General features: G+C 60.7%; 17 protein-coding genes. 8 read left to right on the top strand and 9 right to left on the bottom strand.

Features of this window, described 5'->3' with window-relative positions; all coding sequences use genetic code 11:
- Positions 1–55: 55 nt before the first annotated feature.
- Complete coding sequence (locus FFI16_RS18065; protein WP_138816173.1) at positions 56–721, bottom strand: NADPH-dependent F420 reductase; 666 nt, start codon at positions 719–721, stop codon at positions 56–58.
- 120 nt (positions 722–841) lie between these two features.
- Here FFI16_RS18065 and FFI16_RS18060 point away from each other — a divergent pair, with 120 nt between their 5' ends.
- Entirely contained in the window at positions 842–1,711 is an 870-nt protein-coding gene (locus FFI16_RS18060) for a LysR family transcriptional regulator (protein ID WP_138817432.1), read from the top strand.
- A 10-nt stretch (positions 1,712–1,721) separates the two neighbouring features.
- On the opposite strand, the gene FFI16_RS18055 is transcribed toward FFI16_RS18060, so the two are convergent.
- Complete coding sequence (locus tag FFI16_RS18055; RefSeq protein WP_138816172.1) at positions 1,722–2,570, bottom strand: LysR family transcriptional regulator; 849 nt, start codon at positions 2,568–2,570, stop codon at positions 1,722–1,724.
- A gap of 98 nt (positions 2,571–2,668) precedes the next feature.
- On the opposite strand from FFI16_RS18055, the gene FFI16_RS18050 reads away from it, so the two are divergent.
- Together FFI16_RS18050 and FFI16_RS18045 are read left to right on the top strand one after the other, a co-directional pair.
- Positions 2,669–3,568, top strand: a complete 900-nt coding sequence (locus FFI16_RS18050; RefSeq protein ID WP_138816171.1) for a DMT family transporter — start codon at positions 2,669–2,671, stop codon at positions 3,566–3,568.
- Positions 3,569–3,700: 132 nt separating this feature from the next.
- A complete protein-coding gene (locus tag FFI16_RS18045) occupies positions 3,701–4,030 on the top strand; it encodes a YXWGXW repeat-containing protein (protein ID WP_099549597.1) in 330 nt (109 codons plus the stop codon).
- A gap of 21 nt (positions 4,031–4,051) precedes the next feature.
- Here the strand turns inward: FFI16_RS18045 and FFI16_RS18040 are convergent, their stop codons facing one another.
- The 3 genes from FFI16_RS18040 to FFI16_RS18030 form a co-directional block, all read right to left on the bottom strand.
- Positions 4,052–4,396: a hypothetical protein gene (locus tag FFI16_RS18040; RefSeq protein ID WP_138817431.1), complete on the bottom strand. Its 345-nt coding sequence runs from the start codon at positions 4,394–4,396 to the stop codon at positions 4,052–4,054.
- 101 nt (positions 4,397–4,497) lie between these two features.
- Positions 4,498–4,893 (bottom strand): PIN domain-containing protein, encoded by a 396-nt coding sequence (locus tag FFI16_RS18035; RefSeq protein ID WP_138816170.1) that lies wholly within the window; start codon positions 4,891–4,893, stop codon positions 4,498–4,500.
- Entirely contained in the window at positions 4,890–5,147 is a 258-nt protein-coding gene (locus tag FFI16_RS18030; protein ID WP_017137462.1) for an AbrB/MazE/SpoVT family DNA-binding domain-containing protein, read from the bottom strand. The genes FFI16_RS18035 and FFI16_RS18030 overlap by 4 nt, the downstream gene beginning before the upstream one ends.
- Before the next feature lie 155 nt (positions 5,148–5,302).
- Between FFI16_RS18030 and FFI16_RS18025 the strand changes: the two genes are divergently transcribed.
- Positions 5,303–5,695, top strand: coding sequence for a RidA family protein (locus FFI16_RS18025; RefSeq protein ID WP_138816169.1), 393 nt, complete (start codon positions 5,303–5,305; stop codon positions 5,693–5,695).
- On the opposite strand, the gene ppnN is transcribed toward FFI16_RS18025, so the two are convergent.
- Positions 5,696–7,069, bottom strand: a complete 1,374-nt coding sequence (gene ppnN, locus FFI16_RS18020; protein ID WP_138816168.1) for a nucleotide 5'-monophosphate nucleosidase PpnN — start codon at positions 7,067–7,069, stop codon at positions 5,696–5,698. It abuts the gene before it with no gap.
- 149 nt (positions 7,070–7,218) lie between these two features.
- On the bottom strand, positions 7,219–8,043 hold the full coding sequence (locus tag FFI16_RS18015) for an aspartyl/asparaginyl beta-hydroxylase domain-containing protein (protein WP_138816167.1): 825 nt from the start codon (positions 8,041–8,043) through the stop codon (positions 7,219–7,221).
- A 275-nt stretch (positions 8,044–8,318) separates the two neighbouring features.
- Here FFI16_RS18015 and fabV point away from each other — a divergent pair, with 275 nt between their 5' ends.
- The gene (gene fabV, locus FFI16_RS18010) at positions 8,319–9,512 is read left to right on the top strand and encodes an enoyl-ACP reductase FabV (RefSeq protein ID WP_138816166.1); all 1,194 of its coding nucleotides are present in this window, start codon (positions 8,319–8,321) and stop codon (positions 9,510–9,512) included.
- Between the two features lie 145 nt (positions 9,513–9,657).
- Entirely contained in the window at positions 9,658–10,281 is a 624-nt protein-coding gene (locus tag FFI16_RS18005) for an HAD family phosphatase (RefSeq protein WP_138816165.1), read from the top strand.
- Here the strand turns inward: FFI16_RS18005 and FFI16_RS18000 are convergent.
- Entirely contained in the window at positions 10,278–11,183 is a 906-nt protein-coding gene (locus tag FFI16_RS18000) for a LysR family transcriptional regulator (protein WP_138816164.1), read from the bottom strand. The two genes, FFI16_RS18005 and FFI16_RS18000, sit on opposite strands and share 4 nt — an antisense overlap.
- A gap of 103 nt (positions 11,184–11,286) precedes the next feature.
- On the opposite strand from FFI16_RS18000, the gene FFI16_RS17995 reads away from it, so the two are divergent.
- On the top strand, positions 11,287–12,456 hold the full coding sequence (locus FFI16_RS17995) for an acetylornithine transaminase (RefSeq protein ID WP_138816163.1): 1,170 nt from the start codon (positions 11,287–11,289) through the stop codon (positions 12,454–12,456).
- A gap of 119 nt (positions 12,457–12,575) precedes the next feature.
- Here FFI16_RS17995 and punR read toward each other — a convergent pair whose 3' ends face one another.
- On the bottom strand, positions 12,576–13,490 hold the full coding sequence (punR, locus tag FFI16_RS17990; RefSeq protein ID WP_138816162.1) for a DNA-binding transcriptional activator PunR: 915 nt from the start codon (positions 13,488–13,490) through the stop codon (positions 12,576–12,578).
- A 122-nt stretch (positions 13,491–13,612) separates the two neighbouring features.
- Between punR and punC the strand changes: the two genes are divergently transcribed.
- Entirely contained in the window at positions 13,613–14,797 is a 1,185-nt protein-coding gene (punC, locus tag FFI16_RS17985) for a purine nucleoside transporter PunC (RefSeq protein WP_138816161.1), read from the top strand.
- Positions 14,798–14,898: the final 101 nt, after the last annotated feature.

Raw genomic sequence — 14,898 nt, 5'->3', positions numbered from 1 at the left:
GTTAAAAAGCCCGCTGAACCGGTAACGGTCAGCGGGCTTTTTTGTGGGCGTGTGTTCAGGTGCGGGAGCGTTCGGCAGGCGGCAGTTCCACCGTGCGCTCGGCGGCGGCCAATGCGGCCGTTAAGCCGGCTTTATTCAGCGGCACGCAGTACGCAGGCTTGGCCCGTTCAAAGCGCCAGCTTTCATCCAGCGTTCCCGCGTCCACGGCGTCGAAACCCAGCCCGTCGAGCAGCGCAATCACGTGCGCCTTTGCCGTCGCATCATCGGCGGCTACCGGCAGGGCGCGGCGGTCGGGTGCGCCGTGTGGGCGGGCATCGCGGTTGATGTCTGAGGCAAAGATCGCATTAAACACTTTGACGACCTTTGAATCGGCAAAGTGCTCGGCCAACAAGCGGCTGGTGGTGGTTTCAAAACGGTCCAGCGCCGGGATATGCCCATCGCGGTCAGGGTAGTAATTGTTGGCGTCCAGCACCGTTTTGCCTTCCAGCCACTGCGCGGGCACGCTGCGGTAGTGTTCCAGCGGAATCGCCACCAGCACCACGTCGCCAAACTGCGCGGCTTCCTGCGCGCTGCCCACTTGCACGCCGGGGATGCCGCTGCGCACGCTGCTCATGGTCTGCGGGCCACGGGAGTTGCTCAGCATCACCTCATGCCCGGCAGCCAGGGCCAGTTGGGCCACGGCACGCCCGATGAAACCTGCTCCAATCACGCCGATCTTCATGGTCTTGCTCCTGCGAAGTGGGGAAGTGACTATGATGATTGGCAACCATTGGGTGATAAATGGGTGGTTTGGATTCAGTGTAGTTACTGGGAGTAGTCAATCGTGGACCGTCTAACCAGCATGAGTGCGTTTGTCACGGCCGCCGAGTTGGGCTCTTATGCCCGCGCCGCCGAGCGCATGAACCTGTCGCCGCAAATGGTGGCCAAGCACGTCACCGCGCTGGAGCAACACCTCGGCGCCCGCTTGCTCAACCGCACCACGCGCCGGCAAAGCCTGACGGAGTTGGGGCACGCATACTACGAACGCTGCAAACATATCCTGACGGAGGCTGAGGCTGCTGATTCGCTCGCCCAGATCATGAATGACACGCCGCGCGGCAAGTTGAAGGTCACTGCCCCGGTCACCTTCGGTTCCTACAGCCTGATGCCGCTGATTACTGCGTTTTTGCGTGAAAACCCGGACGTGGAAATTGACCTGCACCTCACGGACCGTTTCGTCGACCTGGTGGAGGAGGGCTATGAGGCGGCGTTCCGCATCGGCCCCCTGGCCACCACCGGTTTGACGGCGCGGCCGCTGGCGCCTTATCGCCTGGTGGTGTGCGCAGCGCCTGTTTACCTGGCGGCGCGGGGGACGCCACAGTGCCCGGCGGACCTTGCGCACCATGAATGCCTGGGCTACGCCTTTTGGTCACGCCCGGCGGACCGGGAATGGGTCTTCCACCAAGGCGCGACGCCCTACAGGGTGCAGGTCGCCAGCCGCCTTCAGATCAACGAAAGCAGGGCGTTGATGTCGGCGGCACTGGATGGCTTCGGCATCGTGCTGGGCGCCGAAGACTTCCTGCGCCCGGCCTTGGCCCGGGGCGAGTTGGTGCGGGTACTGCCGGCATTTGAGGCGCCCAGCCGCCCCATGCACTTGGTCTACACCGCCAACCGACAGCGCACCGCCAAGTTGCGGCGGTTTATCGAGGCGGTGCTGGCGCGCTTCGGCTAAACGTGAGGGCTCAAATGTGGAAGCCCTGTTTAACCTGCGCATACAGATGCAGGGCCAGTGCATTGCTGCTATCGCACAGCAGGTACAGATGATGCACCGGCAGTGGGGGTAACTCGAACCCTGCAATCTTTTGCGTCAGCCCGCTGCCCATACGGCTTTTTTCGATCAACCCCACCGCTACGCCGCTGCGAATACAAGCCTCGACCGCCGTGGAATTGGGGCTCTGCAGCAATACCCGGTGGTAAATCCCGTGATCCTTCAGCGCCTGCAACGCCGCCGCACGGTACGGGCAGCCGGCCACCGGCACGGTGATCGGCAGCGCTGCATTCGGCGGGCAACTGAAGCCCTCGGCCGCCACCCACAGCGGCTGCACCGGCCCCAGGCGTTCGCCCTGGGCCAGCGGTTGTGCACTGACGGTGATGGCCAGGTCGAGCTGGTCGGCCATAAACATAGTCAGCAGTTCGCCGCTGGTGCGCGCTTCGACTTCCAGCTCCAGCAGCGGGTTGTCAGCGATCAAGCGGGGCAGGAACTCCTGCATGAACGCCGGTGCATAGGTGTCGGGAATGCCCAGGCGGATCTTGCCCTGCATGCGTTGCGGCATCAGCGCGATCAGCAGGCGGTCGTGGCTTTTGAGAAACTCAGTGGTTTCGCCCAAGAGCCTCTTGCCGTACAGGGTCAGCTCGACGCCTTGGTTGCTGCGGGTGAACAGGCGCTGGCCGATTTGGTCTTCGAGCTTTTGAATCTGTGTGGTCACGGTCGACGCGCTGCGGTGCACATGCTCGGCCGCTTCATTGAAGCGTCGAAAGCGGGCCACGGCGTGGAAGGTGCGCAGCAGGTCGATGTTCAGTTGTTTGGCCATGATTCCACTATTACGGATTTGTGGTGCAGGTAATTCAAATATACAGAAGCATGCGCGGCCCTTAGCCTTTCAGTCAACGTGCACTGACGGGAGGCTTCATGACGCGATCAAACTTAAAGCGGCTGCTGTTGCAGGCGGCGTTTGTGCTCTCGTGGAGCTCCGGCTATATCGGCGCCAAGTTAGGTACTCAACGCGGCGGGGCGTTCAACCTGCTGTTCTGGCGCTTCCTGTTGGTCTCGGTGTGCCTGGGGTTGTTTTTGAACGTGAGGTTGCTGACGGTTTCATGGGCTCAGATCCGCCATTACGCTGTGATCGGCTTTCTGTCGCAGTTCCTGTACCTGAGTTGCCTCTATGTGGCGATCCAAAACGGCTTGCCGCCCGGCATTGCTGCCATCATCGCAGCGCTGCAGCCGTTGATGACGGCGGCACTGTCGACCGGCAGCGCGGTGGAGCGCAGCGGCGGCTGGCAGTGGGTCGGGCTGATGATCAGCTTTGCCGGGGTGTCGATCGTGATTGCCGGGCAATACGGCAGTGGTGGTCAAAGCGTCGACCTGGTCATGTACCTGTTGCCACTGGCCTCGGCGTTGGGGCTGACGCTGGCGACCTTGTATGAGCGCCGCACCGTTCAACACCAGGGCGCAGGCTTGGTGTTGCCGCTGTTTATCCAGTCACTGCTGACCCTGGTCGGCTTTACCGCTGCGGTGCTCTATACCGACACGCTGAGTATTCCCCATGACCCTGACGTGTTGATCTCGATTGTCTGGCTGACGCTGTTCTCCACATTCGTCGCCTATTTGAGCTTGTGGATGTTGTTGCGGGTCATGACGGCGACCCATGTTGCGGCGCTGGTCTATCTGGAGCCGCCAGTGACTTTGGTGTGGGCGGCGCTGATGTTTGGCGATGTGATCGCCGGGTCGACCTACGCCGGCATGGCTGTGGTGGTTGCTGGGTTGCTATTGGTGCGCTTGAAACGACCGACCGTCGCGTGTGCCTCGTGAGGCCTGCGGGTTCAGCAAGCTGACAGACACCACCTGTTACAAAGAACCCAGGCCTAAGCAGGAGCGCGGCTAAAACAAGGGGGCATTTTTTACCGGTGCAGGTGTTGGGCGTTAACGCCCGAGGATTTTTGTATGTTGCTACGTTATGCGGCATTGGCGGCGTTTGTCGTCGCGGCGTCCGGGTGTGTACAAGAGCGCGTGGTGCATGAGCGCGGGCCGGTGCAACGTGAGTATGTCGAGGTGGTGGCGCCGCAGCCGCCGCCGGTGCAGGTGATCGAAGTCGAGCCGGCGGCCCGCTACGGTTATGTGTGGTCGCGCGGTTACTGGCGTTGGGAAGGCGGGCGCTATGTAGCGGTGCACGGCCATTGGGAGCAGGTACGCGAAGGCTACCGTTATGTACACCCGCACTGGGTGCAACGTAATGACGGTTACCACTGGCAGGGCGGTGGTTGGGTTCGCTGAACCCGGTACCTGACAAAACGGCTAGCTCGGCTTTTGGGTGCCTAACAGCTTGACCTCACGCAGCAGCGCGGCACCGAGTTGATCGCTGCCCAGTTCCTGATAGCCGACGATCTGGGTCTCGCCTTGTTCTTCGGCCTGGATGATGATCACCGGTGTTTGCTTGCCGGTGGCTTCATCCACATGCAGGGCGTACTGCGGCACATCCACCTTGATCGGTGAGCCCGCCGGCTTGCCTTGCACATTCAGCGTAAACGCCGCGCAGCCGCTGTCGATGTCCACACTGGTCGCGGAGCGGCCACTGACGAAGCAGGTTGTCGGCAGGTCAGGCCAGGTGATGGTGTCGGCCAGGGCGAGGGTGGGCGCCATGGCCATGGCAACAAGCAGCAACGTGCGCACGTGGGGAGTTCTCTTGATCAAGGGCAGTGGTGTTTTTTACCAAAGCCCGGCATTCGTCGCAACGCTGCGGCTCAGGCCAGGCGTTTCATCCCCGTGGCCTTGGCGGCGTTGAGGTCAAAGGTGGCTGTGTATTCACAGCCAGCTGCATGGGCGCAGCGTTCGATCAGGTAGTCGGCGAAGTCGGCTTTGCCGGCCGTGAATCGTCGCAGCGCCTGCCAGATGATCTCGGCGTGCTCGACGGTCAGTTCGCGGGTACGCAGCAGCGTTTCCAGCACGGTCACCACGTCGCTTTTGGCCGATTGATAGCAGCTTTGCAGCACCCAGACCAATTCCACCACCGACACCAGGCTGACAAAGCCCGGCGACACGCTGGTGAGCGACTCGATCAACGCCGAGGCCTTGGGCGATTGCACCGGGTCATCCTGGGTGACATAGCGCACCAGCACATTGGTATCGAGCCCGATCATCCGGCGTTTGCTCCTTGCGCGGCGATGGCGCGGTTCATGTCTTCGATCGACACGGCCTGTGCGGGCTTGCGGATCAGCCCCTTGAGGTCCTGCACGGTTTTGCTCGCGGCGATGATGGAAAACTTGCCGTCTTCCGTTTCGACAAATTCAACCCGGTCGCCTGTTTCCAGGCCAAGTGCGGTGCGCACTTGCACGGGGATAGTGATTTGCCCTTTCGAGGTGAGTGTGGCGGTGGCCATAGTGAAAATCTCCATCGTGATATTCCTTACGTTAAGGTAAGGATTGATGAAGGACAAGATCCGTTGGTCCATAGGTTGCTCGGCTGGTGTGAGTGAGTGGGAACAGGTAAAAACCTAGCTCTAACTCTGCGCGTTCACACGCGCGCCTCTGCCCCAAAGAGATACAAGCTATGACCGAGCGCCACCTGATCATTCCTGCCGCCATGCAACCCATTGTCGAGCGCGCCGGCTACGTGCCTGCGGTAAAAGTTGGCAACACTCTTTACTGCGCAGGCCAGGTCGGCCGCACGCCGCAATTGGCCGTGATTGAAGACCCCGAGGCGCAATTCATCGCAGCCTGGGAAAACCTCAGGGACGTATTGGAGGAGGGCGGTTGCAGCTTCGACGACGTGGTGGACATGACCACCTATCACGTGAACATGAGCCAGCACATGGCGGTTTTCCGTGAGGTGAAAAACCGCCTGTTCCCACGCGGGCATTGCGCCTGGACCACGATCGGGGTGTCCGAACTGGCGCACCCCGGCCTATTGGTGGAAATCAAATGTGTGGCGGTGCAGCGCTAGTTACTGCACCACGCGATAGCACGGCACATAGGCTGCACCGCCCGGCAACTTCATGCGGTGCTGGGCGACAAACGCCTGCAGCAGCTCGTCCAGGGGCTTCATGATCGCCGGGTCACCGTGAATCTCATACGGGCCGTGCTGCTCGATCAGGCGGATGCCCTTGTCCTTGACGTTACCGGCCACAATCCCCGAGAACGCGCGGCGCAGGTTGGCCGCCAGCTCATGGGGTGGCAGCGCGTGGCTCAGTTGCAGGCTGGCCATGTTTTCGTGGGTGGGGTCGAACGGGCGCTGGAAGCCTTCGTCGATCTTCAGCAGCCAGTTGAAGTGGAACGCGTCATTGCGCTCACGCCGGAACTGCTTCACGGCCTTGAGCCCGGCAGTCATTTGGCGGGCCACTTCGGCCGGGTCGTCGATGATGATCTGGTAGTGCGCCTGCGCCGCTTCGCCAAGGGTGGCGCCCACAAACGCATGCAGTTGTTGCAGGTACGGCGCGGCTTGTTTCGGCCCGGTGAGGATGACCGGGAACGGTACATCGCGGTTGTCCGGGTGCATCAGGATGCCCAGCAGGTACAGGAATTCTTCGGCCGTGCCGGCGCCGCCCGGGAAGATGATGATGCCATGGCCCACACGCACAAAGGCTTCCAGGCGTTTTTCGATGTCCGGCAGAATCACCAGCTCGTTAACGATGGGGTTTGGCGCTTCGGCGGCGATGATGCCGGGTTCGGTCAGGCCCAGGTAACGGCCGTTGATAATGCGTTGCTTGGCGTGGGAAATGGTCGCGCCTTTCATCGGCCCTTTCATCACGCCGGGGCCGCAGCCGGTGCACACGTCGAGGCTGCGCAGGCCCAGTTCGTGGCCGACCTTCTTGGTGTATTTGTATTCTTCGGTATTGATCGAGTGCCCGCCCCAGCACACCACGATTTTCGGTTCGACACCTGGGCGCAGCGTCCGGGCGTTGCGCAGCAGGTGGAACACGTAGTCGGTGATGCCCTGGGAGTTGCTCAGGTCGATGCGCTGGCTGTCCAGCTCGTTCTCGGTGTAGACGATATCGCGCAGGGCGCTGAAAAGCATTTCGCGGGTGCTGGCGATCATCTCGCCGTCGACGAAGGCATCGGCTGGCGCATTCAGCAGTTCCAGGCGCACGCCACGGTCTTGCTGGTGGATACGCACCTCAAAGTCTTTATAGGCGTCGAGGATGGTCTTGGCGTTGTCGATATGCGCGCCGGTGTTGAGGATGGCCAGGGCGCACTGGCGGAACAACGTGTAGATGCTGCCGGTACCGGCTTCACTCAGTTGCTGGACTTCACGTTGGGACAGGGTTTCGAGGCTGCCTTTGGGGCTGACGGAGGCATTGATGACTTGACGTTGGGGCATTCTGATTCCTTGAAAGCACAGCCATCGCAGCCGCCTGGGGCGGCGATGGCTGGAGAATGGTGAGCGCCGAACTCGGTCGCACTGGACGGTTAGTTTGGCCGCCGCAAGGGCAGGGCGCAAACACCGTCAACACCATCATGCCGCAGAACTTACTGAATCAGCTTCCAGTTTTTGTAGAAAACCCGACGCAGGGTAAACACCAACCCGGCAAAGCCCGAAATCACGGCATTCAGCACCGAGGGCAGCAAGGTCGGCCGCACGATGTCAATGAACAGGCAGTAACGCTTTGCGTCGTTTTTGTTGAAAGAGGCATGCATCAGCGTGTCATCGAAGATGAACAGCGGGTCATCGTGCCAGTAGTGCTTGTGCTTGCCCACCTGGATGTAAACACCCTCGTGATGCGGCGCCGGCGCCATGTTGTAAAGCACGCGGAACATCATGCGCAGCGGGCCGAAGTGGAAGGACGTGGAGCGGTTTTCGTTGAACACCGACACGCCGATAGTCTTCACAAACGGCAGTTTTTTGCGCAGTTGCGGGATGTCCAGGGTGGTTTCGATCGGGCGGCCGTACCATTGGAAGAACAGCATGCCGCGCTTTTTCTCGGCCATGCGCTCGTCCAGGTAGCTGATGATTTCGTCCTTGTTGGCCATGGCGTCATCGATGACCTGTTGCAGGTCTTCGCGCCAGGCCGGCGGCAGGTCGCGCATGGTGTAAACGTGGCGGTTGCGCAGGCTCAACAGGTCGAACAGGGTATTGAATGGCGCCAATATCCAGGTGTTGCGGCCGTTGCCGACGAAGTATTTCTTGATGGTGTCGCGGTCGTACAGGCCGTTGCGCAGGAAGTCATAGATGCCGCAGAACAGCACCAGCAGCAGAAACACCAGGCTGGTAAGTGGGAAGCAATAGATGAACAGCAGTACGCCGAGTACCCAGGCGACTGAGACCAGTTTTTTTTGCACAGCACTTTTACTCATGAAGCGAGGCTCCGGACCTGAAACAAAACGAAACAATCCCGCCATGATAGTGGGTTATCACGGTGCCGGGCGTTTTAAATATTGCGAAATTGTGAAGGCCGGACACAGTTTTTAACCCGGCAGTACAGCGGGCTCGCCGTTTTGCCGATTGGATTTTGTAAACAGAAGATTTGCGTCTATCGTGACGCTTCGGTTTTTCGCGCGTCATAGACCGGTACGATTGAAGTTGAATGGCCACCACTGGCCGTCGACCCCTTGGAAGAGGCAGAAATTTTATGATCATCAAACCGCGGGTTCGTGGCTTTATCTGTGTGACCGCTCACCCTGTTGGCTGTGAAGCGAACGTCAAAGAGCAGATCGACTACGTAACCCAGCATGGCGCCATCGAAGGCGGCCCAAAGAAGGTGCTGGTCCTCGGCGCTTCCACCGGTTATGGCCTGGCCGCGCGCATCAGTGCTGCGTTTGGCTGCGGCGCCGACACCCTGGGCGTGTTTTTTGAGAAAGAAGGCGAAGAAGGCAAGCTGAGCTCCGCCGGCTGGTACAACAGCGCGGCGTTCGAGAAGTTTGCCGTCGAAAAAGGCCTGTACGCCAAGAGCATCAACGGCGACGCGTTCTCAGACGAGATCAAGCGCCTGACCATTGAAACCATCAAGAAAGACCTGGGCAAGATCGACCTGGTGGTTTACAGCCTGGCCGCGCCACGCCGTACCGACCCGCAAGGCGTGGTACACAACTCCACCCTCAAGCCGATCGGCAAGGCCGTGACCCTGCGCGGTATCAACACCGACAAAGGCGTAGTGGTCGACACCACCCTTGAGCCTGCGACCCAGGAAGAAATCGACGGCACCGTCAAAGTCATGGGCGGCGAAGACTGGCAGCTGTGGATCGACGCCCTGCGTGACGCCGATGTGTTGGCCGAAGGCGCCAAGACCACCGCGTTCACCTACCTCGGCGAGAAGCTGACCCAGGATATTTACTGGAACGGCTCCATCGGCGAAGCCAAGAAAGACCTGGATAAAAAAGTCCTGACCCTGCGCGACAACCTCGCCGCGCTGAAGGGCGACGCCCGTGTGTCGGTGCTCAAGGCCGTGGTTACCCAGGCCAGCTCCGCCATCCCGATCATGCCGCTGTACCTGTCGCTGCTGTTTAAAGTGATGAAAGAGCAGGGCACCCACGAAGGTTGCATCGAGCAGGTTTACGGCCTGTTCAAAGACAGCCTGTACGGCAGCGAGCCGAAGCTGGACGCCGACGGCCGCCTGCGCGCCGACCTGGCCGAGCTGGAGCCGAAGGTTCAGGACGCCGTGGCTGCATTGTGGAACCAGGTGACCGACGACAACGTCAACGAGATCAGCGATTTCGCCGGCTACAAGGCGGAGTTCCTGCGCTTGTTCGGGTTTGAAATCGATGGCGTGGACTATGAAGCTGATGTGAACCCGACTGTGAAGATCAAGGGTTTAGTCCAAGCCTAAACAGGGGTCAGAAAAAAATGTGGGAGCTGGCTCCCACATTTGCCTTGGGTTAATTCAGAACCCTCCTACATACCCTCGCGCTCCCACCCTTCCTCACAATCTGCCAGACTCCTTGCGCTATCAAACCACGCTAACGGAGGATCTGATGACGATTCGTGCAGTAGTTTTTGATTTTGGCGGTGTCCTCTTCGATTGGAACCCGCAGCACCTTTACCGCAAGCTGATTGCCGATGACGCCGAGCGGCAACACTTTCTCGACACCATCTGCACCCAAGCCTGGAACACCGAGCAAGACGCCGGCCGCAGCCTGGCCGAAGGCACCCGTCACCTCATCGAGCAATACCCGCAACACGAACCCTTGATCCAGGCCTATTACGAGCGCTGGCACGAAATGCTGCGCGGCGCGTTGCCCGAAGGCGTGGCGATTCTCGAGGCACTGCATAAGGCCGATATGCCGCTGTTCGGCCTCACCAACTGGTCGGCTGAAACCTTCCCTTACGCACGGGCCAACTATCCGTTCCTGCAGCACTTGCGCGATATCGTCGTGTCCGGCGAGTTGAGGTTGATCAAGCCTGACCCCGCGATTTATCACGCGAGCCTGGCCCAAGTGCGCGCCCACCTGCCGGATATCCAGGCCAGTGAAGTGGTATTTATCGACGACGTTGCCGGCAATGTCGAGGCGGCTGTCGCCCTCGGTTGGCAGGGCATTCACCATGTGTCGGCCGAGCGTACTGCCGCGCGTTTGCGTGAGTTGGGCGTGAGTTTTTAGCGCGCCCACTTTTCCATGGCGAAATCCACAAAGGCGCGCAGCTTGGGCAGGCGGTAGCGGTCCTGTCGGTAGAGCAGGTGCATGGGGCGGCTGGGCAGTTGATAAGTGGTCAGCAACGCCACCAGCTTGCCGCTCTCCAGGTCCGGTTGCACCAGGGCATCGGCCAACATGATGATGCCCATGCCGTTTATAGCCGCCTGGCGCAAGCCTTGGGAGCTGTTGATGGTCAAGAGGCCGGCCACCGGAACCTCCACTTCGCCTTCATCGCCGGTCATGCGCCACAGTTTGCTGGTGTCGCGCCAGTTATCGTTCGCCGGGTAGGCAAACGCCAGGCAGTCGTGCTGGCGCAAGTCGTCGGGTGTCTGCGGGATGCCACGTCGCGCCAGGTAGGCCGGTGACGCACACAGCGTCAGGGTGTAGGCCTGCATGGGCCGGGCGATCAGGCTTGAGGTTTCCAGCTCGCCCAGGCGGATCGCAACGTCGAAGCCGCTGTCGACCAGATCCATCCGCTCATTGCTGAGTTCGACATACAGATTGATTTGCGGGTAGCGCTGGGCAAATTCGCTCAAGGCCGGTGTGAGGCGTTCGGTGCCGAACACCGGTGGCGCGGTGATACGCAGGCTGCCTTTGGGGGTTTCGCTGTGAATCTGCTCCGCCAATAGCTCAGAGTCGGCCACCAGCCCCAGCACCTCCAGGCAACGCTGGTAATACTGCCCGCCAAATTCGGTAAGGCTCTGTTTGCGCGTGGTGCGTTTCAGCAAGCTGACCCCCAGCCGTTGCTCCAGCGCGCGCAAGTGGTTGCCGACCATGGTGGTCGACATTGCGCATTCCTGCGCGGCGGCGGTCATGCTGCCGGCTTCGACCACTTTCACGTACACCGACATCGACTGGAACAGATCCATTATCAAGCCCTGGTTTAAAGTCATTGCAGGAATGCGCAGTTTATCCAGCTCTGGTGGCTAACGATACTGGCACCACCACAACTATGCACTGGAGCCTGCCACCATGACCGCCGCCTGCCTGATGACCACCTATCAACCCATGGCCCTGAGCTTTACCCGGGGCCTGGGCACGCGCCTGTGGGACCAGCAGGGCCGTGAATACCTCGACGCCGTGGCCGGTGTGGCGGTAACCAATGTCGGGCACTCCCACCCCAAACTGGTGACGGCGATCAGCGAGCAGGCGGGCCTGTTGCTGCACACGTCGAACCTCTACAGCATCGACTGGCAGCAGCGCCTGGCCGAGCGGCTGACGCAGTTATCCGGCCTGGACCGTGCTTTTTTCAATAACTCCGGCGCCGAAGCCAACGAGACCGCGCTGAAACTGGCGCGGCTGCATGGCTGGAAAAAAGGCATCGAAGAGCCTTTGGTGGTGGTGATGGAGAACGCGTTTCACGGGCGTACGCTGGGCACCATGGCCGCCAGCGACGGGCCTTCGGTGCGCTTGGGTTTCCAGCGCCTGCCGGGGGATTTTCTCAAGGTGCGCTTTGGCGACTTGGCCGCATTGGCGGCCATTACCGAACAATTCGGCACGCGCATCGCGGCGGTCTTGCTCGAGCCGATCCAGGGTGAAAGCGGCGTGCTGCCCGCGCCGCCCGGTTACCTCAAGGCGCTGCGCGACCACTGCACGCGCCACGGTTGGTTGATGATGCTTGATGAAATCCAGACCGGTATCGGCCGCACCGGCGCCTGGTTTGCGTTCCAGCATGAAGGCATCGTGCCCGACGTGATAACCCTGGCCAAAGGCCTCGGCAACGGCGTGCCCATCGGTGCCTGCCTGGCGCGGGACGCCGTGGCTCAGTTGTTCACGCCAGGCAGCCATGGCAGCACGTTTGGCGGTAACCCGCTGGCCTGTCGCGTGGGTTGCACGGTGTTGGACATCATTGAAGAACAAGGCTTGCTGCACAACGCCGCGCTGCAGGGCGAGCGCCTGCTGGCGCGGTTGCGGGTGGAGTTGAGCGAGCACCCGCAGGTGTTGGCGATTCGCGGGCAGGGCTTGATGGTCGGCATCGAGCTGGCCAGGCCTTACCGTGACCTGGCCCAGCGTGCGGCCCAGGAGCATGGGCTGCTGATCAATGTGACGCGGGGCAAAATCATCCGTCTGTTGCCGCCGCTGACGCTGGATGCCAAAGAGGTCGAGATGATTGTGCGGGCCATCACCCGTCTCCTGGATTGAATTGAAATCAAACTGTGGGAGCTGGCTTGCCTGCGATAGCGGCCTGTCGGTGCCAAATATAGTGCCTGACACACCGCTATCGCAGGCAAGCCAGCTCCCACACTAGATCGGCGTGATATTCAGAGATCCGGGCCATTGAGCCATTCCTGGTTCATGGTTTCTGTATCACCCAGGTACTCCAACAACCAACTCATCGCCGGCGACAACTTATCCTGCGCCCACGCCACACACGACGGGCTGGCCGGAAACGGCCGGCTCAGTTGCAGCGCCACCAGCTCGCCACGCTCGACCCACGGCAATACCTGATGGGCCGGCGCCATGCCCACGCACAGCCCATCGCGCAGGCAATCGAGCGCCGAGGCCCAGTTGGGCACGACCAAGCGGCGCTGGTTATCCAGGGTCCAGGTGTCACGCTTGGGCAGGTTGCGCGAGGTGTCGGTCATGCACAAGGAGGCGAACGGGCGCAATTGGTCATCATTGAGCAAACCGTTGACGCTCGCCAGCGGGTGCTGGGCGCTGACCACACACAGCCAGTTGAGCAGGCCCATGTCCCTAAACGTGAAGCGGCTGGCCACCGGTACCGCGCTGGTGGCGCCGATCACAATGTCGGTGCGCTCATCGGCCAGGGCGTCCCACACGCCGTTGTACACCTCGTATTCGAGCAGCAATTCCACCTCGGGGAACTGCCGGTAAAAATCCAGCACCAGTTGCCGGCAGCGCTGGGGTTTGACGATGGAGTCCACCGCCACCTTCAACTGGCCGCTCCAGCCATTCGCCACCTGCTGGCACAAACGCCGGGTGCCGAGCATTTTTTTCATCACCCCGCGCGCCTCGTCTATAAACAAACGGCCGGCGGGCGTCAGCTCCACATCGCGATGGCGGCGCACAAACAGCGGCACCGCCAGCCATTCCTCCAGCTGGCGCACTGTATAGCTGATGGCTGACGGCACGCGGTGCAATTCCTGGGCGGCGGCGCTGAAGCTGCCATGGCGTGCCACGGCATCGACCACATCCAGGGAGTATTCGGACCACATAGCGGTTGCCTTCAAAATATTTGATTCAAGTATCCAATTATTATCGCTTCACACACGGCCTGTCAGCTTCATAATGGGTACCAGTCAGCAAATAGTTTGATGGCAACACTTACAAGGCTTCAATGAAAAATTCTTTTGGTTTCACTTGGTATCTGGCAGGGCTGAGCATGCTCGGTTATCTGGCCATGGACATGTACTTGCCGGCGTTTGGCGCCATGGGCGAGCAGTTGCAGATCAGTGCGGGCGCAGTCGGCGCCAGCTTGAGTATTTTCCTCGCCGGCTTTGCGCTCGGGCAGTTGCTGTGGGGGCCGTTGTCCGATCGCATGGGGCGCAAGCCGGTGCTGCTCGCCGGGCTGAGCCTGTTTGTGCTGGGCTGCGCGGGGATGTTCTGGGTCGAGACGGCGCCGCAGTTATTGGCGTTGCGGTTTATGCAGGCGATTGGCGTGTGTTCCGCCGCCGTGAGTTGGCAGGCGTTGGTGATTGACCGTTACCCGGCCGACAAGGCCCACCGCGTGTTCGCCAGCATCATGCCGCTGATGTCGCTGTCACCGGCGCTGGCGCCGCTGTTGGGCGCCATGGTGCTGAACCACTTTGGCTGGCAGGCGATTTTCGCGGTGTTGCTGGGCGTATCAGTGCTGTTGCTGTTGCCGACGTTGTTCCTGCGCAAAATGCCGACACGTCGGGCCGAGGAGGGCGAACCTTCGCGCCTGGGCTATGGGCAGTTGCTGACCTCCCGCGTGTTTACCGGCAACGTGATGATCTTCGCCGCGTGTTCGGCCAGCTTTTTTGCTTGGCTCACCGCGTCGCCGTTCATCCTTGGCGACATGGGTTACAGCCCGAATGACATCGGCCTGAGTTACGTGTTGCCGACATTGGCCTTTCTGGTTGGCGGTTACAGCTGTCGCAGCGCCTTGCAGCATTACCAGGGCAAAACCCTGCTGCCGTGGTTGCTGGTGGCCTATTGCATCAGCATGGTCGCCTTGTACCTGGTTGCGACCTTGACGGTGCCGACCCTGACTACCTTGTTGATTCCGTTCTGCCTGATGGCGTTGGTCAACGGCGCCAGCTACCCGATCGTAGTGGCGAATGCGCTGATGCCCTTTGCGGAAAATTCCGGCAAGGCGGCGGCGCTGCAGAACACCCTGCAATTGGGTCTTTGTTTTCTGAGCAGCCTGCTGGTGTCGTCGATGATCGAGCAGCCGCTGTTGATCACGGTGATTGTGATGCTGGCGACTGCGCCGTTGGCGGTGTTGGGTTACTGGTTGGCGCGGCCCAAAACAGATAATTCGGAACTGGCAAACGCTTAAAACTGAAATACGATCAAAAATGTGGGGGGCTTGTGTGGGAGCTGGCTTGCCTGCGATGGCATCAACTGGGTGTACCTGATGTACCGAGTTGTCTGCATCGC

The organism is Pseudomonas sp. KBS0710 (assembly GCF_005938045.2).
Lineage (GTDB): Bacteria > Pseudomonadota > Gammaproteobacteria > Pseudomonadales > Pseudomonadaceae > Aquipseudomonas.
Note: the sequence above shows the minus strand (reverse complement) of the source record. Positions and strands in the feature narration are given on the sequence as shown.

Excerpts from the sequence above, each read along its gene's own strand:
- FFI16_RS18065 (WP_138816173.1), bottom strand. The coding sequence starts at position 721 with ATGAAGATCGGCGTGATTGGAGCAGGTTTCATCGGGCGTGCCGTGGCC.
- FFI16_RS18060 (WP_138817432.1), top strand. The coding sequence starts at position 842 with ATGAGTGCGTTTGTCACGGCCGCCGAGTTGGGCTCTTATGCCCGCGCC.
- FFI16_RS18055 (WP_138816172.1), bottom strand. The coding sequence starts at position 2,570 with ATGGCCAAACAACTGAACATCGACCTGCTGCGCACCTTCCACGCCGTG.
- FFI16_RS18050 (WP_138816171.1), top strand. The coding sequence starts at position 2,669 with ATGACGCGATCAAACTTAAAGCGGCTGCTGTTGCAGGCGGCGTTTGTG.
- FFI16_RS18045 (WP_099549597.1), top strand. The coding sequence starts at position 3,701 with ATGTTGCTACGTTATGCGGCATTGGCGGCGTTTGTCGTCGCGGCGTCC.
- FFI16_RS18040 (WP_138817431.1), bottom strand. The coding sequence starts at position 4,396 with ATGGCGCCCACCCTCGCCCTGGCCGACACCATCACCTGGCCTGACCTG.
- FFI16_RS18035 (WP_138816170.1), bottom strand. The coding sequence starts at position 4,893 with ATGATCGGGCTCGATACCAATGTGCTGGTGCGCTATGTCACCCAGGAT.
- FFI16_RS18030 (WP_017137462.1), bottom strand. The coding sequence starts at position 5,147 with ATGGAGATTTTCACTATGGCCACCGCCACACTCACCTCGAAAGGGCAA.
- FFI16_RS18025 (WP_138816169.1), top strand. The coding sequence starts at position 5,303 with ATGACCGAGCGCCACCTGATCATTCCTGCCGCCATGCAACCCATTGTC.
- ppnN (WP_138816168.1), bottom strand. The coding sequence starts at position 7,069 with ATGCCCCAACGTCAAGTCATCAATGCCTCCGTCAGCCCCAAAGGCAGC.
- FFI16_RS18015 (WP_138816167.1), bottom strand. The coding sequence starts at position 8,043 with ATGAGTAAAAGTGCTGTGCAAAAAAAACTGGTCTCAGTCGCCTGGGTA.
- fabV (WP_138816166.1), top strand. The coding sequence starts at position 8,319 with ATGATCATCAAACCGCGGGTTCGTGGCTTTATCTGTGTGACCGCTCAC.
- FFI16_RS18005 (WP_138816165.1), top strand. The coding sequence starts at position 9,658 with ATGACGATTCGTGCAGTAGTTTTTGATTTTGGCGGTGTCCTCTTCGAT.
- FFI16_RS18000 (WP_138816164.1), bottom strand. The coding sequence starts at position 11,183 with ATGGATCTGTTCCAGTCGATGTCGGTGTACGTGAAAGTGGTCGAAGCC.
- FFI16_RS17995 (WP_138816163.1), top strand. The coding sequence starts at position 11,287 with ATGACCGCCGCCTGCCTGATGACCACCTATCAACCCATGGCCCTGAGC.
- punR (WP_138816162.1), bottom strand. The coding sequence starts at position 13,490 with ATGTGGTCCGAATACTCCCTGGATGTGGTCGATGCCGTGGCACGCCAT.
- punC (WP_138816161.1), top strand. The coding sequence starts at position 13,613 with ATGAAAAATTCTTTTGGTTTCACTTGGTATCTGGCAGGGCTGAGCATG.